This is a genomic window from Halobellus marinus, assembly GCF_032113415.1.
GTDB lineage: Archaea > Halobacteriota > Halobacteria > Halobacteriales > Haloferacaceae > Haloquadratum > Haloquadratum marinus.
The window spans coordinates 282,242-302,335 of sequence record NZ_CP134946.1 but is presented as its reverse complement, the minus strand read 5'-3'; the positions used below and the strand labels follow the sequence as shown (position 1 = coordinate 302,335).

Here is a 20,094-nt window from a genome sequence, read left to right as displayed (position 1 = left end):
CACCTCAGCGCCCGTGTTCGTCCGCGAGGGCAGTCAGTTCGGCGAACTGTTCGGGCGAGAGCGATCCGGCGCGCCGGCGCAACAGCTCCTCGTCCTCGGCCTCGACGGCCGCGACGACCGCTTCGGGGTCCGAGAGCCCGGAGATGTGTGCCGTATTGCGGATGCCGTTGCGGATCGTCTTCCGCCGCTGGGTGAAAAGCGCCTTCACGAAGTCGAAGAAGAACGATTCGTCGTCGACTTCGTACGTTGGCTCCGCGGGACGGAGTCGGACGATCGCGCTCTCGACGGCCGGGGCGGGTTCGAACGCCGTCGGCGGGACCACCTCGACGACTTCGACGTCTGCGTAATGTTGGGCGCTCACCGACAGGCGGCCGTAGTCGTCGGAGCCCGGTTCGGCCGCCATCCGCTCTCCGAACTCCCGCTGGAACATCAGCACCTGTGGCCGTTTGCGCGGGAGCAAGCGGAAGGCGATCTCCGAGGAGATGCCGTACGGGAGGTTCGAGACGCACGCCGTGAACTCAGGGAGGTCGACCGCGAGCGCGTCGCCCTCGATCACGTGGAGCCGGTCGGCCGCGATCTCGCCGGCGAACTCCTCACGGAGAAACGCCGCGAGCGCGGCGTCACGCTCGACGACGGTCACCTGCTCGCCCACGCGGAGCAGGCGATCGGTGAGCGCACCCGTCCCGCCGCCGATCTCCAGGAAGTGGGTCGTGTCGGCGTCGGCCGGCAGATACGTCGGGACGCGGTCCAGCACCCGGTCGTCGACGAGGAAATGTTGGTCGCGGTCCGGGTCGCCGCGGACGCCCGCCCGCCGAAGGAGATCGTCGGGATCGCGCGGGGGGGCCGCACGGTCGCCGGCGGTAGTTTCGGTATCGGGCGTCTGATCAGTCATCGAACGTGGTAGCGACCGGGCGCGTGTAAACGTCTCGACTTCGGGCTACTCGTCGCGGCCGACGAAGGCCTTGTACTTCAGGTCGTCGTCGCGGAGTTCTTCGAGAATCCGTTCGACGAGAACCTCCTTCGGGCGGTGCAGGCCCGACACCCGCTCTTCGACCTCCTCGAAGCTCTCGAAGGGTCCCCGCTTTCGCTGATCGAGCACGTTGTTCCGGAGTTTCTTCCCGATCCCCGGCAGGAGATTCAGCTGGTGGAGCCGCAGCGTGATCGGCTGGGCATCGTTGTAGAAGTCGACGAACCGTCGTTCGTGTTCGTCGATGATCGCTTCGATCGCGTACTCCAGTTCGCCGGTCGCGGTGTTGGAGAGTTTGTCGTACGGCACCTGCTTGAACCCGTCGACGGCATCGCGGGCCTCCGTGGGGCCGATGACGACCCGGTCGCCGATCGAGACGTCGGCGTCGTCCGTTAGCGTCAGCTCGAAAAGCCGGAAGTCACGTTCCCCGAGCGCGTAGGCCATCGGCGACTTCCGATGTCGCGGCCGGTCGTCGTCGGCGCGCCCGTGCGGGAGGTGATCGAGCACGACCGCGTGTCGCACTTCGGCCGCGTCGGTCTCTGAGCCCGCGTCGGACCCCTCGCCCGCCGCAGTGGCGTCGTCGGCGTCCTCGCTCTCGCTGGCAGTCATAGCTCCACGTACGACCACGGCGTATTTAAAAAGTGGGCCGGCAGATCCGCCCCGCGTTCCGCTGAAGTCGACAGAATCTTTCCGCAGGCGACGAAGTATAGTAGCGTTTGCAACTGATTGCACATCCGATCGCACGACTGCGTGCGATCGTGTGAGTGAAGACTTGCAAACGCTACTATAGGTGGATATGGTCCACCAGTTCGACCGTGACGACGGGACGAGATGTCGTCGCCCCGGGTGGGTACCTCCAGTTCGCCGGTCGCGGTGTTGGGTAACCAGATATAGTTAGGTACTCTTATTACGAAACCATATATGGTTCTCACTATGTCGGAGGAACCGACAGTGTCACGGCGGTCGTTCGTTGCTGCGGTCGGAACCGCGGCTGTCGGGAGTGCTGCCGGTTGTCTGAATATGTCGTCGCAGTCCGTCAGTCTGCTGTCGGCCGGAAGCCTCGCCACGACGTTCGAGGACTACGTCGGACCGGCGTTCGCGGAGGAGACCGGGATCAACGTTCACGGCGAGTACTACGGAACGAACGCCGTGATGCGGATGGTGGAAGATCGAACGAAACACCCCGACGTGATCGTGAGCGCCGATGCGACGCTCCTCCGCGATCGGCTCTACGGGGAGTTCACCGACTGGGACGTCGCCTTTGCGACGAACAGCCTGGGAATCGGCTACCGGGAGGCGACCCGGTTCGGGGAGGGACTCGCCGCCGGAGAGCCGTGGTACGAACTCGCCCGCGAGGCCGACGAAGGCGACATCGCCATCAGCGATCCGGATCTGGATCCGCTCGGCTACCGTGCGGTCCAGGCCTTCGAACTCGCCGAAGCCGAACACGGTCTCGACGGTTTCCGCCAGGCGATGCTTTCGTCGGTCTACACCGAACCGGAGGAGCCACAGATGATGGCGGGTGTCGAAACTGGTTCCCGTGCCGCAGCGATCGTCTACCGGAATATGGCCGTCGACCACGACCTGCCGTTCTTCCGGTTCCCCGATGCCTACAACTTCTCCGATCCCGAACTGAAAGACCACTACGCGACGGCCACCTACACCACGGACGACGGGTACACCGTCCCGGGGCGGCCGATCATCTACAATATGACGGTGAACGAGGCGGCAGACAGTCCGGAAGCGGGTCGAAAGCTGGTGTCATTTGTCGCGGAAAACCCGGAGATACTCGACGAGGCGGGGCTGACGACGCGGTCGAGCCTCCCGCGGACACACGGATCAGTTCCGGAGGCGATCGACGTATGAACCGACTCGTTCCGGAGGCGATCGCTGTATGAGCCGCGTCGACGCGATCCGCTCCCGGGAGTCGTTCCGAACCCCCGACCGGCTCGTGCCGGCGTTGCTAGGCGGGGTGTTACTCGTGTACTTTGCGATCCCGTTCGTGGTGTTCCTCTCGCGGACCGGCACGGCGAGCCTCGTTTCCAGGCTTGCCGCCCCGGAAACGCAGGTCGCGGTCAGAAACTCGCTCATCACGGCCCCAGTCTCGACAGCGATCGCGACGGTCTTCGGCGTCCCGCTGGCGTACGTGCTTGCACGGACCTCGTTCGTCGGCAAACGGCTCGTCGAGGGCGTCGTGATTATGCCGCTGGTCGTCCCGCCGGTCGTGGGGGGTGCGATGTTGCTGACGGCGGTCGGCCGGTTCACCCCGATCGGGAGCGCGGCCGCCGCGATCGGGGTTCCGCTCACCGGAAGCCTCCTGGGAGTCGTGCTCGCTCAGACGTTCGTCGCGGCACCCTTCGTCATTATCACGGCCCAGGCGGGCTTCGGCGCGGTCGACGAGCGCCTGGAACAGGCGTCGCGGTCGCTCGGCTTCGGGCCGCTCGCGACGTTCTGGAACGTCTCGCTCCCGCTCGCGAGGGGTGCGATCCTCGCCGGCGTGGTCCTGACGTTCGCGCGGGCACTCGGGGAGTTCGGAGCCACGATGATGGTCGCGTACAATCCGCGAACGATCCCGACCCGGATCTGGGTGAACTTCATTTCGGGCGGCATCGACACCGTGGTGCCGCTGGCGCTCGTCTTGCTCGGGGTCACGCTCCTTGTCATCACCGCTGTCCAGCGGTTCGGACGGATCCCGACGGTGGTGGATCGATGATGCTCGACGTCGACTCGCTCACCCACCGCTACGGGGCCGAAACGGCCGTCGACGACGTCTCCTTCGGGATCGAACGGGGGGAACTGGTCGCGCTGCTCGGCCCCAGCGGGTGTGGCAAGACGACGATCGTCCAGGCGATCGCCGGGCACGTCTCGCCCGCTACCGGACGGATATGCCTCCGCGGCGAGGACGTCACGGACCGCCCGCCGGAAGCCCGACAGGTGGGGGTCGTCTTCCAGCAGCCGACGTTGTATCCGCATATGACCGTCGGCGAGAACGTGGCCTACGGGTTGCGGGCTCAGGGGATCGAGCCGCCGCGCCGGGACGAACTGGTCGGTGAATATCTGTCGTTGGTTTCCCTGGAAACGCAGCGCGAGGCTTACCCTGTCGAACTCAGCGGCGGCCAGCGACGACGGGGAGAACTCGCGCGAGCACTGGCCCCTCAACCGGACGTCCTGCTGCTCGATGAGCCGCTCTCGGCGCTCGATCGATCGCTGCGGACCCGGTTACGTGACGAGATCGCCCGCATCCAGCGGGAAACGGGCGTGACGACGCTTTATGTCACACACGACCAGTCGGACGCGATGGCGCTCGCAGATCGGTTGCTGGTAATGAACGAGGGACAGATCGCCGGGCGCGGCCGCCCCCGGACACTCTATGAATCGCCCCCGACGCCGTTCGTCGCGTCGTTTCTCGGCCGCTCGAACGCGGTGTCGGCGACGGTCGTCGACCGCGAGCCGCCGACGCTCGCCCTCGGGGAAGCGACGATCACGCTCCCGGAAACCGGGACGGACGTGCCGGTCGGGACGACCGTCACGTGTCACATCCGACCTGAACACCTGACGCTGCGTTCTTCGGGAGGGGAGGACCGCTCGCTGACCGCGACGGTCGACCGAGTCGCGGACGTCGGGAGCCGATACGACGTGACAGTGACGCTCCCGGGCGGCGAGGAACTCGTCGTGGAACGGCGGGGTGACCCCCCGGCGGCGGGCGAGCGTGTCAGCGTCGAGTTTTCGGCCGCGAGGACGGTCCTGTTCACGGGCGGCGAAAGGGCCGACCGCGCTCCGCAGGTGTAGGACGGCGGGGACGCAGGTATAGGACGGCGGGGACGCAGGTATAGGACGGCGGGGACGCAGGTATAGGACGGCGGAAACGCAGGCATAGGCGTGCGCTTGAATCGCGGGAGGGTGACTGCGAGCGGAGAGTGTGAACCTTCTGTCGGAAGTTCCGGCCGGAGCGGGAATCCAGGCGAAAGCTCCACCTCCGACGAGCGAACCCGTCAGGATGAGCGAAGTAGAGAGGCGTAGTTTACACGTACTTCGCGACGACGTTCAGAATCTCGTCGAGTTCGTCGCCGTCGAGCGCGTAGCGTTCCTGTGCGTACACAGCGCGGAGTTCGTCACGGCTCTCCGGGAGGAGGTCGGCGATCTTGATCGCCGTCGTGGCGTCGACCTTCTCGACTTCGAGGAGTTCCTCGACCAGATCGCGGGACTCCTCGGGATCGAGGGTGGCAAATCGGTTCACGTGTTCGATGGCGCGTGCAAGCTCGTAGCGAAGCTCCCGCTCCTCGTCGGCGGCGCGCTCGGCCTCGACGTCCTCGAGGAGCGTCTTGACCTCGGAGACGGTCAGATACTCCTCGTCGACCTTCTCTTTGAATATCGTCATCTGGGTGGGGTGTTACTCCTGCGCGCGCAGGTGTGCCGGACGAGCGATGATCGTCTTCTCCTTGCCGCCGTCGACGATCTGCACCTTGAACGCGCGGCCCTGTTTACCGATGACCTCGCCCGTATGGCCGTTGAAACGCGGGTGGAAGCGCCCCTCACGGACGCTCGGATCGATCGCCAGGTGGACTTTCTGTCCATCGTCGAACTCTTGGATCGCCCGCTGGGGCGGAGAGGTGCCGCGGTCGCGCGGTTTGTTCGAGAGCTTGTTGCGTGTTCCCTGAAGTGGACCGTTGGAACTGGGCATAGTCGTTGTAAGCCGTACTTCCGACGTGGTTATAAAACGCACGTTCCAGCCCCGCCGGGACGGGCGGTGATAGGGATCATCGTAAGTCCTCATAGATTTCTCGCCGATCGATCCGACGAGAATCGATGGATAGTTACGATGATCCCTATGAGCCCCTGGGATCGCCGCATTCGGTGACGCGCCGCTCGTCCTCCTCGACAACATCTATACGGAAGGCCGTTGTACAGCCGCCTATGAGCCAGGAATACGCGACCAGCAGTCAGCTCCCGGACGACGTCGACGGAACCCTGGAGGGTTCGACACACGAGGACTCGAGTTCTCGACTCGAACGGTTCGGCCTCGGGGTTGCGGCGAGCATCCTCCTCGGCGCCGTCGTCGGCGTCGCGGCCACGGCAGCGTTGGATGCCGGCGCGGTCCCGCTGCTTTTCGCGACCGGGATGGGCTTTATCCTGTCGCCGGTGATCGGTGTGCTCGTCCTCAAGCGCAACGAGTAGCGCGGACGTCGCGACGCAGCCTCCCTTTCCGGAAGACGCAGCTATCCGAACGCGAAAGGAACGGAGTCGATAGAACGGTGTGGGCCGAAAACGGCGACCGGCTCAGATCCGGCCGACGTTCTCGACGGCGACGCTCTCGACGCCCTCGACGTCGGCGAAGGCCTCTTCGACGGCTTCGGTGCCGCCGGCGTCGTCGGGGACGATCACGGTCGGGAGCAGCGCGACCAGCCCGAACGCGACGTCGTCACGCTCGAAGCCGTTGATTTTTGCGCCCTCCGGGAGCGACTGTTCGAGGCGCTCCTGGAGCTCGTCGAGGTCGATATCGGGGCTGTTCGGCATCACCTTGATCTTGGCAGCTACCTTTCCCATCGTTCAGGGTCCCATAAACCCGCAGTCGGGGCACTCATAGAGGTTGCTCTGTTTGCGACACTTCGCACAGCGGGAGATCTGGTGGCCACAGTCCGGACAGTTGAACGTCGCCGCGCTCATGCCGGAGATGTTGATGCCACAGGACACGCACTGTCGGGCGTGTCGCTGCTCGGACTGGCTCATACACTACAGCACCCGGCGCCGACTTTTAACGGTTGTCTTTCACGCCGGTCCGCAACCGAAACCCGACTCAGGCGAGTGCAAGCGGCCCGAGCAGCACCCCCATCAAGTGAACACGCCGCGCGCCGAGGCGGGGCGGCAGCAGTCCGACGAGCGTCGCCAGTGCGAAAACGGCGCCGCCGAGCACACCCGCAAAACCAATCGACAGCGCCAGCAGTAACCCGAGGACCGCAAGCACCAGGGGTTGGCGCGGGAGCCGTCGAACGAGGCGGAGATACCAGTCCCCAACGGAGACCAGGACGACGGTCCCCAGCCCCGCGGCCAAAACGATGACCAGAAGCAGCCCTCCCAATCCGAGAGTTCCGATGGCTGCCGCACTCCCACCGGCCGTCGCACCGCCGTTGCCGCCGGTCCCGAGTTCCGTGAGCGCGACCGTCACGCCGCTCCGCGGCGCACCGAGGATGGCGAGCGATGCGACAGCGAACACCGCGGTTGCCGTGTCAGCGCCGCTCGTGGCAACCACGTAAGCCCTGTCCGCGCCGCGCCCTGCCGGCCCGCTTCCGCCGGCACCGCCGAGCGCGAGGACCGCTGCCACCCCCGCGGAGACTCCCGGCAGATAGCCGACCAAGGCGCCGCCGCCGGTCCCGGCCAGCGCCGCGCGGAGGGTTTCGACCCTCGTGAGACCGAGCGTCGTCCCGTCCTGCGGCGGAATCGCGCCCTCGGCGTCGAGCGCGTCCAAGAGGACGGGCGCGCCGAACAGGCCGCCGAAGAGCGGCGCCAGCATCGAGGCCGCACCCTCGGGAGACAGCGGTCCGCTCGCCGGCAGATCCAGCGTGAGAAACCCCAGCGCTGTCGCCGCAGCGAGACAGAGCAAACCACCGAGGCGGGCGCGGTGGGTCGGCTCCGCGAGGACGAGCAGGGCGGCGATCGCTGCGAGCAAGAACGGCAGCGCCGCGAGGAGGTGCTCGCGCCCGGCGGCGATCACCTGCGACAGGGGGAGCGCGAGCGCCACCGCGGCGACGAGAGCGACCGAACTGCCGAGCGCCGACAGGCGGATCGCCTCCCGACCCCGTCCCGAGAGGACGAGTCGATGCCCTGGAAGTGCGCCCGGCGCGGTCGCCGCTTCCGGGACACCCAGAACTAGTGCGGGCACGATGGAGAGAAACGTATGGACGACTCCAGCGGCGAGGATCGCTGCCCCGACAGCCGCCGCCGGGCCGTCGATGCTCGGCGCGACCCCGACGAGGAGAAACGCGACGTTGTTGACGTGGAGTCCGGGGACGAGCCCCGTGAGCGTTCCGAACCCCACGCCGACACACGCGTAGGTGAGGACTGTCAGCGGCGGCGCCATCGCGACGGAGTGGTCCCGGTTTCGTACTTGAACGTTTGCGTGCATCGGCTGCGAATCGTCGAGACCACACGACTGCGCTGTCGCTCTCAGTTAGCGTCGAAAGAAAATCCGGTCGAACGGCAGTTCGGCGCGACGTCGGACAGCGGTCCGGTGCTCCGGCGTCAGCCGAAGAGGTTGCCGAGGCCCTCGCCGGAGGCCTCTTCGTCCTCGTCGTCGCCTTCGTCGGCTTCTTCCTCGGCTTCCTCGGCCTCGTCGGCCTCGTCAGCTTCCTCTTCGTCGGCCTCTTCGACCGCTGCTTCGCCGCCCGTGGCGGGCGCGGGAGCGGCGGCGGCCGTCTCGACGGCCTCCTCGATGTCGACGTCCTCGAGCGCGGCGACGAGCGCCTTCACGCGGGACTCCTCGACATCGACGCCGGCGGCCTCGAGGACCGCGGTGACGTTGTCTTCGTTGATCTCTTCGCCCGATTCGTTCAGGATGAGTGCTGCGTAAACGTATTCCATTGTCGTGTACCTCGTGTGTTATCCGAACATCGCGCCGAGTCCTTCGGCACCGTCGTCGTCATCGTCGTCGGTCCCGTCGTCGTCGGCGTCGGTTTCCGCATCGTCTTCGTCGTCCGATTCCGATTCCGCCTCGTCGCCGTCGTCAGCCGGCTCTGCGGCGGCTGGCTCGGGCGCTTCGACGCCCCGGAGTTCCTCCGGGAGCGCCTCCTCGTCGTCGACCTGGCTCGCGAGGGCACGCACCTGTGCGTCGGCCTTCGCGACGAGGTCGGGGAGGACGTCGGGGTCCTCGATCGCGGCGAACAGTCCGAGTGCCTTCGCCTCGCCAGCGGCCTTCGCGAGCAGCGTTCCGGCGGTCCCCGCCGTCGGGTAGCTCGCGTTGACCGAAAGGTTCCGCGCGGCGGCGGCGGCGGACTCGATGTCCGCGCGGTACTCGTCGACGTCGATCTCGAGTTCGTCGGGCTCGAAGAGAACGCCCTCGGAGAAGACGCCGCGGAGGTCGAGGCCGACCTCCTTCGGCTCGATGCCGAGTTCCGAGAGGACGCCTTCCAGTTCCGCGGAGACGGTCCCGCCGGCCTCGAGGACCTTCGAGTCCTCGGTGACGTGGATGGAGCCGTCCATAATCCGCGCGGCGGCGCCGACCTGCTGGAGTTCACCCACGAACGGACCGGGGTCGACCCCCGTATCGCCCTCGGGGATGACGATGTCGTTGGGGGCGACCTCGCCGGCGCTGATCGGCGCGGGCGTCTTCGAGGCTTCCAGTTGCTGGTAGAGCCCGAACGGGTTGTCGTTGGTGCCGACGAGCGCCACCTGGCCGGAGACGTAGTCGACGAGCTCTTCGAGCCCGTCGTCGACCTCCTCGAGCGCGCGGACGGTGAGCGTGTTGCGGCTCATCCGGAGCTCCGCGCTGCCGTGGAGGTCCCGGCGCATACTCTGTAGCTGGCGGCTCGGGATCCCGGCGACGTCGACCACGCCGACCGACTGGTAGCCTTCGAGGAACTCGACGAGTTCGCCGACCTCTTCGCGCTTCCACTCGGGGATCGTGTCCGTCCGGCGTGCGGAGGAACTCCCGCTCATGCGGGGACCTCCACGGACGGACCCATCGTGGTCTTCACGTACATCGAGTCGATGTTGAGCGGGCCCTTCTCGAGGCTCGCCTCGAGTCGACGGACGATGACGTCGACGTTGGTCGCGATCTCGTCGGGGTCCATATCTTCGGCGCCCACGCGGGTGTGGAACGTCCGGCGATCGCGAGAGCGGAGTTGCACCGTGTTCTTCATCCTGTTCACCGTCTCGACGACGTCGTCGTCCGGCTGGAGCGGCGTCGGCATCTTTCCGCGCGGACCGAGAACCGTCCCCAGATAGCGGCCGATGTCCTGCATCAGGCTGGCTTCGGCCACGAAGAAGTCGGTCTCGTCCGCGAGGTCTTTTGCCGCGTCGGTGTCGTCCCCGAGCTCCTCGAGGTCGTCGCCGTCCAGCACTTCGTCGGCGACGTCCTGAGCTCTGAGGGCGGTCTCACCGCTCGCGAAGACGACGATCTGTGTTTCCTGCCCAGTACCGGCGGGCAGCACCACAGACTCGTCGACTCGTTGCGACGGGTCGTTAAGGTCAAGGTCGCGCAGATTGACGGCGAGGTCGACCGTTTCGCGGAACTGCCGCGGCGGCGCCTCGTCGAGTGCGCGAGAGACTGCGTCAACTATCGTATCTGCCATCATTCACCTCCGTAGTACGCAGGATTGCTCCTACGGGTCAGTGACACAGGCATCTGCCTGTCTCGTCGTAGGGAAGGCGGATGCCGGACTTAAGTCCGTCGAAGCGGAGCCCTCGTACTGCCGGTTTTCGGGGGCGAGACGCCCGATCCGTGGGAACTGTCGGCACGGAATCGCGGGATTCTATCAGCCACACCGCCCCGGTGCACGAGTCACCAGACGTAACCGTGGCAGGATCCGAGCGGGAGTGTGACGACAGCGAGATTCCGACGGTTTGCGCGAAGAACCAGAGCCGAGACACTGGCTGACAGCGAGACGGGAGAGAAATCCGCAGGCGGGGAGGACGTATGAACCGACGTACGTTCGTGACGGCCGCGGCTGGCGCCGGGAGCGTCCTGCTCGCCGGTTGTTCGGGCGGCGTTGGCGGCGGCAGCGACGGCGGGACTGACACCGACGGCGGTGGCGGTGAGACTGATACCGACGGCGGTGGCGGCAGCGGGATCTTCCGCCTCCTGATCAGCGATCAACCGGCGGCCATTGAGGACTTCGAGTCGCTGAACGTGACGCTCTCGTCGGCCCGCGTGTTCCGTGCCGGCGAGGACGAGACGATCACGCCATCGGCGATCACCACGACAGTGACGGCGACTCCTGAATCGACTGCGACGAACGAAACGGCGACAGAGACGGCCGAGCCGACGGACACCGAGACCACGGCCCCGGGAACCGACGACGATGCGACCGGATTCGTCGAGTTCGGCCTCGACGACGTGACGGTCGATCTCACGGAAGTTCTCGGCACCCGGGCCGTGTCGGTGCTTGAAGGCGAACTCGACGAGGGACGCTACGCCGGAATCGAACTCCGCGTGGCCGCCGCCGAGGGCGTCGTCGACGGCGAAACCGTCGACGTGATGGTTCCCAGCGACCGGCTCCGGATCATCAAGCCGTTCGAGATCGCCGCCGACGCGGAACTGAGCTTCGTGTTCGACATCAACGTCGTCCAGAAGGGCCCGAACGGAGGGTACAATCTCCTGCCGGTCATCGGCAAAAGCGGCGTTGCGGGCGAAGATGTCGAGGTCGCGGAAATCGAGGAAGCCGACAGCGACGACGACACCACCGAGACTGAGACATCAGACGGGACAGTGACAGCGGGCGAAGACGGTGCAGACGGCGGCCAGGCGAACGAATCCGGCGCCTGATCTGCGGGCGGTTGGTTCTCGCCGCTACGGCGGTACGAACTGTTTTTTCGATGCTACCGCGTGATCAAACGCGTCCAGCAGCAGGGACGGCTCGGGGCGTGCCGCCGAAACGAGGCTCCCCGTTGGAGCAGAAAGTCGCAGTTCCCGGATGCCGCCGCGTTACTCCGCGAAGACGTCGTCGTACTCGCCGTCTTCCATCCGCTCTTTGAACTGGCGCGGGTCGTTGCCCTCGATCGTCACGCCGAGGGAGGTACAGGTACCGACGACCTCCTTCGCCGCGTTGAACAGGTCGTAAGACAGCAGATCCGAGGACTTCTGCTCTGCGATCTTCTTCACCTGCTCGACGGTCAGATCGGCGACGAAGTTCTCCTGAGGTTCGCCCGAGCCGGTCTCGAAGCCGGCCTCGTCCTTGATGAGTTCGGCCGTCGGCGGGACGCCGACGGAGATAGAGAAGGAGCCGTCGTCGTCGTATTCGACGGTGACGGGGACTTCCATCCCGTCGAACGCTGCGGTCTCGTCGTTGATCTCTCCGACGACGTCCTGGACGTTCACGGGGGTCGGGCCGAGTTCCGGGCCGAGCGGCGGACCGGGGTTTGCCTCCCCGCCGGGAACGAGTACTTCGATGGTTCCAGCCATACCTCACAACACCCTGTGACGACTTTTAACGGTTTTCTTTCGGCCGAACGGGCGTGTCAGAGAGCGACACGGCTCGACACGGCGTAGCGGGAGAGCAGACTGGGCGGCGCTCACTCGGGGTGAGACCGAACGGGCCGTTCACCCCAGATCGAGGCCGAACGGTGCGGCGTCGGCCGCCGCAGCCGCCATCGTCCCGAGCAGTTCGGCGACGGCGTCGAGATCCTCGGTGTCGACGACTTCGACGGGCGTGTGCATATAGCGGTTCGGAATCCCGAGATTCAACGCCGGAATCCCGCTACGGGACGTGTAGAACGCATCGGCGTCGGTTCCGGTCCGCGTTCCCGTGGCCTGCAACTGCACGTCGACGTCGGCCGTCGCGGCCGAATCTCGGGCGAGTTCGACCAGCGACGGGTGGTTCGCGCTGCCGCGGGAGACGACGGGCCCCTCGCCCAGTTCGACGGGGCCGACCCGCTTGCCCGGGATGTCGGGATTGTCGGTGGCGTGGGTCACGTCGATCGCCACCGCGGCGTCGGGGTCGAGATCGAACCCGACCATCTTCGCGCCCTGGACGCCGAGTTCCTCCTGGACGGTGCTGACGGCGTAGACAGTCGCCTCGACGTCGGCCTCGACGGCCGCGCGAAGGCCCTCGGCGGCCGACCAGATCCCCACGCGGTTGTCCATTCCCCGCGCGGCCATCCGTGTCCCGTGTAGCGGTCGCACGCGGGTCTCGACAGTCACCGGATCGCCGACTTCGACGAGGTCGCCGGCCTCCGCTTCGTCGTCGGCCCCGACGTCGACGAACTGCTCGCCGATGTCTTCGTACTCCTCCTCGCCGACGTCCCGCAGGTGGATCGCGGTCTGTCCGATCACGCCCGCGACGGGCGTCTCCGCGTGGACGGTGACGTGTTGTCCCTGGGAGACCGTCCGGTCTGCGCCGCCGATCGAACCGATCCGGAGGAAGCCGTCGTCGGTGATGTCGCGGACGATGTACCCGATCTCGTCGGCGTGGCCGCCGAACGCGATCGAGGCGTCGGCGTCGCCCTCGTGGACCGCGACGGCGTTGCCGTAATCGTCGGTCCACACGTCGTCGGCGAATTCCTGCACGTAATCGATCCACACTCGCTGGCCGACCGCCTCGAACCCCGAGGGACTCGGCGTCGTCAGCAGATCCGTCAGAAACGTGCGTCTGTCGTCGTCCATACCTTCGCTCCGACTGCCCGACACCTGAAACCACCGGCTGATGGCCCGGCAGGCGGTCGGTAGGGCCGGCGGTGCCGCCACAGCGACTCCCGACGCCGATCCTCGGACCCACAATCGTTTTACTTTCTATCGGCGTATCGAGATATGTGATGACCGACAAATCGTTCACGCTCCTGGAAGTCCACCTGCACGACGGACTCAGTTTCAGCGCGACCAACACCGCACCCGCGATCGGCGGGTCGGGCGAGGACGGGACGGACAGCGAAGCAGCCACCGAGGCGGGCGAGGAGACGTATTCAGTCGGCCTGCGCACGGGGGCACTCGTGGCACTCGTCCTCCTCGTCGCCCTGGCGGTCGCGGCGAAGTATCTCCGCGGCGACGACGACCTCGGGGTCCGCGGCGACGACGACATCGAGGAACTGGCCGACCTCGACGATTTCGCCGAGGAATAGGCGAGACGCTTGTCGGAAGCGGCTCTTTTCACCCGCTGACCGGAGCGCGCCACGCTTAAGCGGCACCCGGGGTATCTTGCGCCTATGACCGTCTCCAGCGCTCCCGGGAAGGTGTATCTGTTCGGGGAGCACGCGGTCGTCTACGGCGAACCGGCGGTTCCGTGTGCGATCGAGCGGCGGGCGACCGTCACCGTCGAGGCGCGCGAGGACGACCACATCAGAGTCGAGGCGCAGGACCTGAGCCTCGACGGCTTCACCGTCGAGTACGCGGGCGACACCCATCACCGGCCGGACGTCGACGTGCCGGCGGGCCTCGTCGACGCCGCGGTCGGCTACGTCGACGCCGCCGTCGAGCAGGCCCGGGAGGCGGCCGATGCCCCGTCTGCGGGCTTCGATATCACCGTCGAAAGCGAGATTCCGCTCGGGGCAGGTCTCGGGTCCTCCGCCGCGGTCGTCGTCGCCGGAATCGACGCGGCGACCCGGGAACTCGGCGAACCGCTCGACCGGACCGAACTGGCCGACCGAGCCTACCGCGCTGAGTACGATGTCCAGGAAGGCCAGGCCTCCCGGGCGGACACGTTCTGTTCGACGATGGGCGGCGCAGTCAGGGTCGAGGGCGACGACTGCCGCCGGATCGACGCGCCGAACCTCCCCTTCGTCGTCGGCTTCGACGGCGGCGCGGGCGACACTGGCGAACTGGTCGCGGGCGTGCGGAAACTGCGAGACGAGTACGATTTTGCGGCCGACACCGTCGAGAACATCGGCGACATCGTCCGGGCCGGGGAGTCGCGTCTGGCGGATGCCGATTCCGACGCCGACCCCGACGAGGAACTGCTCGCCGAACTCGGTCGGCTGATGGACTTCGACCACGGCCTGCTGGAAGCGCTGGGTGTCTCCTCTCGGACGCTCGACAATATGGTCTGGGCGGCCCGGGAAGCGGGTGCCCACGGCGCGAAACTCACGGGCGCGGGCGGCGGCGGCTGTATCGTCGCCCTCGACGAGACGCCCGAGACGAGTACGGCGCTCCGGTACACGGCGGAGTGTCACGACGTCTTCCGCGCCGAACTGGACCGCGAGGGCGTCCGCGCCGAAGGTGCGACCGACGGAGCGGCGAGCGACAAGAGGGGCACGGGAGGTGAAGTGACGTGACGGTCGTCCTCAAACTCGGCGGGAGCGTCATCACCGACAAGGAGACACCCGAGACCGTCGACGAGGACGCGCTCGATCGGGCCGTCGAAACCATCGCCCAGTCGGACGAGTCGTCGCTCGCGCTGGTTCACGGTGCGGGGAGTTTCGGACACCACTACGCCGAGAAGCACGGCGTCACGCCCACCGACGGGAGCCACGACGCCGACGGGGTCTGGGCGATCCACGATTCGATGCGACGGCTGAACGACGAACTCCTCGGTCGGCTTCAGGCTGCCGGCGTCCCGGCGCTGCCCGTCCACCCGCTCTCGGTGGGTGCGCGGGACGCCGAATCGACGCTTTCGCTCGCGCTCGATTCCACGGTGACGATGCTCGCGGAGGGCTTCGTTCCCGTCCTCCACGGCGACGTGATCGCACAGGCGGGCGCGGGCGCGACGATAATCAGCGGCGACGAACTGGTTGCACGGCTCGCTGACGGCCTCGACGCCGACCGCGTGGGCCTCTGTTCGACCGTCCCGGGCGTCTACGACGACGACGGGGACGTGATCCCCGAAATCACCGACTTTTCCGAGGTGGAGGCGGCGCTCGGCGCTGCCGAGACGACGGACGTGACCGGCGGGATGGCCGCAAAGGTCCGTGCGCTCCTGGAACTCGGTGCGCCGGCGCACATCTTCGGCCCCGACGCGCTCGCCGCGTTTCTCGCTGGCGACGCCGCGGGAACGGTGGTCCGGGGAACGTAGGGACTGCCACGCGGGTACACGAGAGCGGCACGGATCCGGCCTCGCGGTCCTCGGAACGACTGCCGAGGCCCCTGGTGGACGACGGTCGAGGAGAGTTGCTTCGGCGGGGCGGGGTTCAGTTTCGAGACCGAACCGGAGAGCGACGGTCGGTTTTCCGACGGCCTCGACACGCGGTTGGAGGTGGCGGGAACGGATGCTCGCGGTTCCGTCGAAAACGGCTTCGTTGATCGTCTAAACGCCGATCGAAAGCTGAGGAGTTATGACGCTGGAGTACTCCCCACGAGATACCTACCCAAACCAGAATATGTCAGGACAGTATGACCTCGTCATCGTCGGCGGCGGTATCAGCGGCGCATCGCTCCTCTATACGACGGCGAAGTTCACCGACATCGATTCGATCGCGTTGATCGAGAAGGAGTCGGAGATCGCGGCGATCAACTCCAACCACACGAACAACTCGCAGACGCTACACTTCGGCGACATCGAGACGAATTACACCTTAGAGAAGGCCGAAGGCGTCAAGACCGGCGCGGAACTCCTGGCCGGCTATTTGGAGAACCACGACCCCGACCGGGAGATGCACGCAAAGCGCAGCAAGATGGTGCTCGGCGTCGGCGAGGAGGAGGTCGAGGCCCTCGAGCGGCGGTACCACGACGAGGGCTTCGGCGATCTGTTCCCGAAGCTGCGGCCGATCGGTCGCGAGGAGATCGCCGACCTCGAACCGAAGGTCGTGGAGGGTCGCGACCCCGACACCGAACTGCTCGCGCTGCAGACTCCGGACGGGTACGTCGTCGATTACGGCGCAACCACGAAGTCGTTCGTCGAGGAGGCGCGCGAGGAGTCGACGGTGGACGTCTACACGGGGACCGAAGTCGAGGAGATCACCAAAAACACCGAAGGGTACACGCTCACGACGCCGACGGGGCCGTTCGACTGCGAGGTGGCGGTCGTCGCCGCCGGCTCACACAGCCTCCAGATCGCGAAAGAACTGGGCTACGGCGAGGAGATGTCCCTGCTTCCGGTAGCGGGGAGCTTCTTCCTCGGTGAGGATCTCCTGAACGGCAAGGTCTACACGCTGCAGATGAAGAAACTGCCGTTCGCCGCGATCCACGGCGACGCGGACGTCCACGACCCGAGCGTCACGCGCTTTGGGCCGACAGCGAAACTCGTCCCGGCGCTGGAACGTGGTCGCATCTCGACAGTGAGCGACTTCCTCGACGTCTTCGGCTTCAACGCTGCCTCCTTTCTCAGCTACGCCAACATCCTCGCGGACCGTATCCTGTTGCCGTACGTGCTCCGAAACCTCCTGTACGACGTACCTGGGGTGGGCAAGCGGGCGTTCCTCCCGCACGTACAGAAGGTCGTCCCGAGCGTCGAAGCCGACGATATCGAGCGTGCGACGGGCTATGGCGGCGTCCGGCCCCAGATCGTCGATACGAGCGCGAAGTCCCTGGATATGGGTGAGGCAAAGATCGTCGGCGACGACATCATCTTCAACATCACGCCCTCGCCGGGGGCCTCGACCAGCCTGAAGAACGCGATGCGCGATACGGAGACGCTCTTGGACTTCTTCGACGCCGACTACGAGTTCGACGAAGACGCCTTCCGCGCCGACACCATCGAGAACTTCCCGCGGGACGAGGAGCAATCGGCCCAGTTGGTCGATCCGCCCGCCAGCCACTGACGCGGGCTCGATAGCGGGCGAGATCGAACGGTTTCATACTGATTACTCTCGCCTCCCAAGAACGGAACCGCAGCGTCGGAAAACCGATCGTTTGGTCCGTCTGCCAACTAGTGGAACGATATTTGAATTTTCTTTGTTTTCCTGCTCTATTTTCGATTTGATTGCGGAAGGCTTATACGTCAATCCGGCATCAGACCGTTTGCAATGGCAAACGGTACGGTTGATTTCTTCAACGACACAGGCGGTTACGGTTTCATCGAGACAGAGGACGCTGACGAGGACGTGTTCTTCCACATGGAGGATGTCGGCGGCGAGGACCTCACCGAGGGGACCGAACTGGAATTCGAGATCGAACAGGCCCCCAAGGGCCCCCGCGCGACGAACGTCGTCCGCGTCTAATCAGGTCGAACGCGTCCGAACGGAGACCGTCGCCGCCCGATGTTCGCGGGAGTTCCTTCCCGCGTGTCGGCATCACGCGACGCATTTCGGTGACGACGCACGATCCGCGATTTTCCTTCCAGATTCAGTTGTGAGCGACGGCGCTGTGTCTCTAAGCGAGATCCGGAGCGAACCGGCAATCTCTCGTGAGGACCAGTAGACCCTTTATCGCCCGACCGCTCGGTTGTCAGTGTGAGTGTATCAGTCGTTGACACGATCAGGGGAATGGCGAACCGGGCGAACCCGGCGTTCGGGGCGGGGGCGGTGCTCGTTCCGCTGGCGCTTTTCGTCGGTGCGGTCCTGTTCGGAACCGTCGAACAGCTCACGTACGTCCACGTGATGGCGGGGGTGCTGTGGACCGGTATCGACCTCTTTATGGCAATGGTGTTGGGGCCGGTGCTCGGCGGGCTGGCTGTCGAACAGCGCGCTGCGGTGTTTCAGCGGTTCACGCCGAAGATGACCTTCCTGATGCCGACGCTCGCGTTCACCACCATCTTCGGCGGGATGGTGCTGGCGGCGGAGATGGGACTGCTCCCCGGGCTCGCGGCGTGGGGCGGGCTGTTCTCGGTCGTAGCGATGGGGCTCGCGCTTTTGGCTGTCGGTTATCAGTTCGGCTCGTTCACCGACCCGCGGTGGCTCGCGCTCTTCGTCGTCATCGTCGGCGGCGGCGCCGCCTCGCTCGTGACGAACCTCGGCAGCTTCGCGATGCCGGGGATCCCGATTCTGGTGGCGCTCGGCATCGTGAGCGTGCTCACGATCCTCGGGTTCGGCGTACTGCTCCCCGGGGAGGCGCGGATGTATCTGGAGATGACGTCGGAAGATCCCGACGCCGACCTCATCGCCTCGATCGGGATGCGAAACGCGAAGCTGAGCGGGGTACAGGGCTTCCTTCAACTCAGCATCGTCGCCGTGATGGTCTACATCCGCTGGGGCGGTCTCGGGTTCTGAGCCGGTAGATTTCGGCCGTTCTCGCGGTTTTGACCTGCGGCAAAAGACACATAAAACCGGAGAGAGACCTTCCGGCGAGTCCAATGTCCCCGACCGTAGCTGTCGCGCACTACCCCGAGGGTGCGGGACACGCGACGCGGATGTTAGCCATCGCCGAAGCCATCGAGTCCGCCGGCGGATCGGTGCGGATGGCGGGCGGCGGCGCCGGCCGCGAGTTCGTCGCACTCAACGGCTACGACGAGTTCGAGCCGACGAACGTCGACTACATCGACGCCTACCAGAACGGGTCGCTGTGGCAGGCCACGAAGCGGAGCCTCCCGGCGAGCCTGGGCCGGATCGCCGACTATCAGGCCTGGCTGTCGACGACCGAGCCGGACGCTTTGGTCACCGACGATATGTTCGCCGCGATGGCGGCGACCCGGTGTGACGTCCCGCTCTACGTCCTGAAACACGATATGCCGGGGCTGTACGACGACTTCGCCGAGCGGACCGGCGCGCGGTTCCACACGCTCTTTCAGCTCTCCGCGGCGCGGGAGTTCTTCTACCCGGTTGTCTGGCCGGAGTCCGGCGCGGACCCGGAAGCTGCGACGCGGATCCCGCCGGTCGCACTCGACGGCCAGCCGCCGGTTCGGAACGACGCCGACGTGGTGGTGGTGCCGAGCCACTACTCCTCGCTGTCCCGCGTCGCGGGACACCTCCGCCGGCAGGGGTACGACGTCCTGAACGTCGCCGACGAGGGCTGGGAGCCGGTGCAGTCGCTCCTGCCGTACATCCGCGGCGCCGACGTCGTCGTCTGTTCGGGCTACTCGACGATTATGGACGCCGCGGTGGCCGGCACCCCGTGTGTCGTCCACCCGGCGACCGACGAGCAGGACGCCGTCGCCGACTGGCTCGAGCGGTTCGACGTCGGCGGCTTTTCGGTCGCCCCCGAGCCGATCGACGTCCTCGACGCCGTGGCCGACCCGCCGGCGGCCCCGGAGTTCCCGAACGGCGCGACCTTCATCGCGCGGAAGGTCCTCCTCGACCTGCAGGATCCGGACCCGTACGCGACGCCGGACGTCGAGGAGGCCAAAGCCGACGAGAACGCGACCGAGATCACCGCCGACTCCCGTCTCGGATCCGTCGCGGCCGTCCCGACGCTCGCGGCGGTCTGTCTCGCGACGACCACGAGTCTCGCGGCACCCTCCCGTCTCGGCCGAAAGCTCCGACAGACGGCGTCCGGTATCGCGGGGGCGAGCCGACGGGGTATTGCGTGGACTGCCAGGGCGGGCCGCCGCCTCGCGAGCGGCGTCACGGCCGGCCTGTCAGCGACGGCCGACGGCTGCGTCGACGCACTCGACCGCTGTCGGCGGGCGATCCCGGGCCGCGTCGGACTGTCGTAATCAGTTTCTCGCTGTCGGCCTCGC

At 66.5% G+C, this 20,094-nt stretch carries 24 protein-coding genes; 12 read left to right on the top strand and 12 right to left on the bottom strand.

The window, feature by feature from the left end:
- Positions 1–4 precede the first annotated feature (4 nt).
- Both RJT37_RS01510 and RJT37_RS01505 read right to left on the bottom strand, forming a co-directional pair.
- Positions 5–892 carry a 16S ribosomal RNA methyltransferase A gene (locus RJT37_RS01510; protein ID WP_313687202.1) on the bottom strand — a complete coding sequence of 296 codons (888 nt, stop codon included), beginning with the start codon at positions 890–892 and terminating at the stop codon, positions 5–7.
- 45 nt (positions 893–937) lie between these two features.
- Complete coding sequence (locus RJT37_RS01505) at positions 938–1,576, bottom strand: DUF655 domain-containing protein (protein ID WP_313687200.1); 639 nt, start codon at positions 1,574–1,576, stop codon at positions 938–940.
- 324 nt (positions 1,577–1,900) lie between these two features.
- Here RJT37_RS01505 and RJT37_RS01500 point away from each other — a divergent pair, with 324 nt between their 5' ends.
- The 3 genes from RJT37_RS01500 to RJT37_RS01490 are packed head-to-tail and all read left to right on the top strand — an operon-like array spanning position 1,901 to position 4,756.
- The gene (locus RJT37_RS01500; RefSeq protein WP_313687198.1) at positions 1,901–2,833 is read left to right on the top strand and encodes an extracellular solute-binding protein; all 933 of its coding nucleotides are present in this window, start codon (positions 1,901–1,903) and stop codon (positions 2,831–2,833) included.
- Positions 2,834–2,861: 28 nt separating this feature from the next.
- Positions 2,862–3,680, top strand: a complete 819-nt coding sequence (locus RJT37_RS01495) for an ABC transporter permease (protein ID WP_313687196.1) — start codon at positions 2,862–2,864, stop codon at positions 3,678–3,680.
- A complete protein-coding gene (locus tag RJT37_RS01490) occupies positions 3,677–4,756 on the top strand; it encodes an ABC transporter ATP-binding protein (protein ID WP_345785374.1) in 1,080 nt (359 codons plus the stop codon). The genes RJT37_RS01495 and RJT37_RS01490 overlap by 4 nt, the downstream gene beginning before the upstream one ends.
- Positions 4,757–4,988: 232 nt before the next feature.
- Here RJT37_RS01490 and RJT37_RS01485 read toward each other — a convergent pair whose 3' ends face one another.
- Positions 4,989–5,345: an RNA polymerase Rpb4 family protein gene (locus RJT37_RS01485; protein ID WP_313687192.1), complete on the bottom strand. Its 357-nt coding sequence runs from the start codon at positions 5,343–5,345 to the stop codon at positions 4,989–4,991.
- 12 nt (positions 5,346–5,357) lie between these two features.
- Positions 5,358–5,648: a 50S ribosomal protein L21e gene (locus tag RJT37_RS01480; RefSeq protein ID WP_311171902.1), complete on the bottom strand. Its 291-nt coding sequence runs from the start codon at positions 5,646–5,648 to the stop codon at positions 5,358–5,360.
- Positions 5,649–5,881: 233 nt separating this feature from the next.
- On the opposite strand from RJT37_RS01480, the gene RJT37_RS01475 reads away from it, so the two are divergent.
- A complete protein-coding gene (locus RJT37_RS01475) occupies positions 5,882–6,142 on the top strand; it encodes a glycine zipper domain-containing protein (protein WP_313687190.1) in 261 nt (86 codons plus the stop codon).
- A gap of 102 nt (positions 6,143–6,244) precedes the next feature.
- Here RJT37_RS01475 and RJT37_RS01470 read toward each other — a convergent pair whose 3' ends face one another.
- The 6 genes from RJT37_RS01470 to RJT37_RS01445 all read right to left on the bottom strand — a co-directional run bounded on the left by RJT37_RS01470 (position 6,245) and on the right by RJT37_RS01445 (position 10,251).
- Positions 6,245–6,511, bottom strand: a complete 267-nt coding sequence (locus tag RJT37_RS01470) for an elongation factor 1-beta (protein ID WP_311171904.1) — start codon at positions 6,509–6,511, stop codon at positions 6,245–6,247.
- Between the two features lie 3 nt (positions 6,512–6,514).
- Positions 6,515–6,694: an HVO_2753 family zinc finger protein gene (locus RJT37_RS01465; RefSeq protein WP_311171905.1), complete on the bottom strand. Its 180-nt coding sequence runs from the start codon at positions 6,692–6,694 to the stop codon at positions 6,515–6,517.
- 67 nt (positions 6,695–6,761) lie between these two features.
- Entirely contained in the window at positions 6,762–8,087 is a 1,326-nt protein-coding gene (locus tag RJT37_RS01460; protein WP_313687188.1) for a tripartite tricarboxylate transporter permease, read from the bottom strand.
- A 116-nt stretch (positions 8,088–8,203) separates the two neighbouring features.
- Positions 8,204–8,542, bottom strand: coding sequence for a 50S ribosomal protein P1 (gene rpl12p / locus RJT37_RS01455; RefSeq protein ID WP_311171907.1), 339 nt, complete (start codon positions 8,540–8,542; stop codon positions 8,204–8,206).
- Between the two features lie 18 nt (positions 8,543–8,560).
- The gene (locus tag RJT37_RS01450; RefSeq protein WP_313687187.1) at positions 8,561–9,616 is read right to left on the bottom strand and encodes a 50S ribosomal protein L10; all 1,056 of its coding nucleotides are present in this window, start codon (positions 9,614–9,616) and stop codon (positions 8,561–8,563) included.
- Entirely contained in the window at positions 9,613–10,251 is a 639-nt protein-coding gene (locus RJT37_RS01445; RefSeq protein ID WP_313687186.1) for a 50S ribosomal protein L1, read from the bottom strand. The genes RJT37_RS01450 and RJT37_RS01445 overlap by 4 nt, the downstream gene beginning before the upstream one ends.
- Before the next feature lie 344 nt (positions 10,252–10,595).
- On the opposite strand from RJT37_RS01445, the gene RJT37_RS01440 reads away from it, so the two are divergent.
- Entirely contained in the window at positions 10,596–11,444 is an 849-nt protein-coding gene (locus RJT37_RS01440; RefSeq protein WP_313687185.1) for a DUF4382 domain-containing protein, read from the top strand.
- A gap of 159 nt (positions 11,445–11,603) precedes the next feature.
- On the opposite strand, the gene RJT37_RS01435 is transcribed toward RJT37_RS01440, so the two are convergent.
- Together RJT37_RS01435 and RJT37_RS01430 are read right to left on the bottom strand one after the other, a co-directional pair.
- Positions 11,604–12,080, bottom strand: coding sequence for a 50S ribosomal protein L11 (locus tag RJT37_RS01435; protein WP_313687184.1), 477 nt, complete (start codon positions 12,078–12,080; stop codon positions 11,604–11,606).
- 138 nt (positions 12,081–12,218) lie between these two features.
- Positions 12,219–13,280: a M20/M25/M40 family metallo-hydrolase gene (locus RJT37_RS01430; protein ID WP_313687183.1), complete on the bottom strand. Its 1,062-nt coding sequence runs from the start codon at positions 13,278–13,280 to the stop codon at positions 12,219–12,221.
- A gap of 149 nt (positions 13,281–13,429) precedes the next feature.
- Here RJT37_RS01430 and RJT37_RS01425 point away from each other — a divergent pair, with 149 nt between their 5' ends.
- The 7 genes from RJT37_RS01425 (at position 13,430) to RJT37_RS01395 (ending at position 20,070) form a co-directional block, all read left to right on the top strand.
- Positions 13,430–13,732 (top strand): hypothetical protein, encoded by a 303-nt coding sequence (locus RJT37_RS01425; protein ID WP_313687181.1) that lies wholly within the window; start codon positions 13,430–13,432, stop codon positions 13,730–13,732.
- A gap of 84 nt (positions 13,733–13,816) precedes the next feature.
- Positions 13,817–14,881: a mevalonate kinase gene (gene mvk, locus RJT37_RS01420; RefSeq protein WP_313687179.1), complete on the top strand. Its 1,065-nt coding sequence runs from the start codon at positions 13,817–13,819 to the stop codon at positions 14,879–14,881.
- Positions 14,878–15,618 (top strand): isopentenyl phosphate kinase, encoded by a 741-nt coding sequence (locus RJT37_RS01415; RefSeq protein ID WP_313687177.1) that lies wholly within the window; start codon positions 14,878–14,880, stop codon positions 15,616–15,618. The genes mvk and RJT37_RS01415 overlap by 4 nt, the downstream gene beginning before the upstream one ends.
- A 304-nt stretch (positions 15,619–15,922) precedes the next feature.
- The gene (locus tag RJT37_RS01410; RefSeq protein ID WP_313690050.1) at positions 15,923–17,302 is read left to right on the top strand and encodes an FAD-dependent oxidoreductase; all 1,380 of its coding nucleotides are present in this window, start codon (positions 15,923–15,925) and stop codon (positions 17,300–17,302) included.
- Between the two features lie 204 nt (positions 17,303–17,506).
- Entirely contained in the window at positions 17,507–17,701 is a 195-nt protein-coding gene (locus RJT37_RS01405; RefSeq protein ID WP_089766429.1) for a cold-shock protein, read from the top strand.
- 264 nt (positions 17,702–17,965) lie between these two features.
- The gene (locus RJT37_RS01400; protein WP_345785400.1) at positions 17,966–18,688 is read left to right on the top strand and encodes a hypothetical protein; all 723 of its coding nucleotides are present in this window, start codon (positions 17,966–17,968) and stop codon (positions 18,686–18,688) included.
- 83 nt (positions 18,689–18,771) lie between these two features.
- Positions 18,772–20,070, top strand: coding sequence for a glycosyltransferase (locus RJT37_RS01395; protein WP_313687171.1), 1,299 nt, complete (start codon positions 18,772–18,774; stop codon positions 20,068–20,070).
- Positions 20,071–20,094 lie beyond the last annotated feature (24 nt).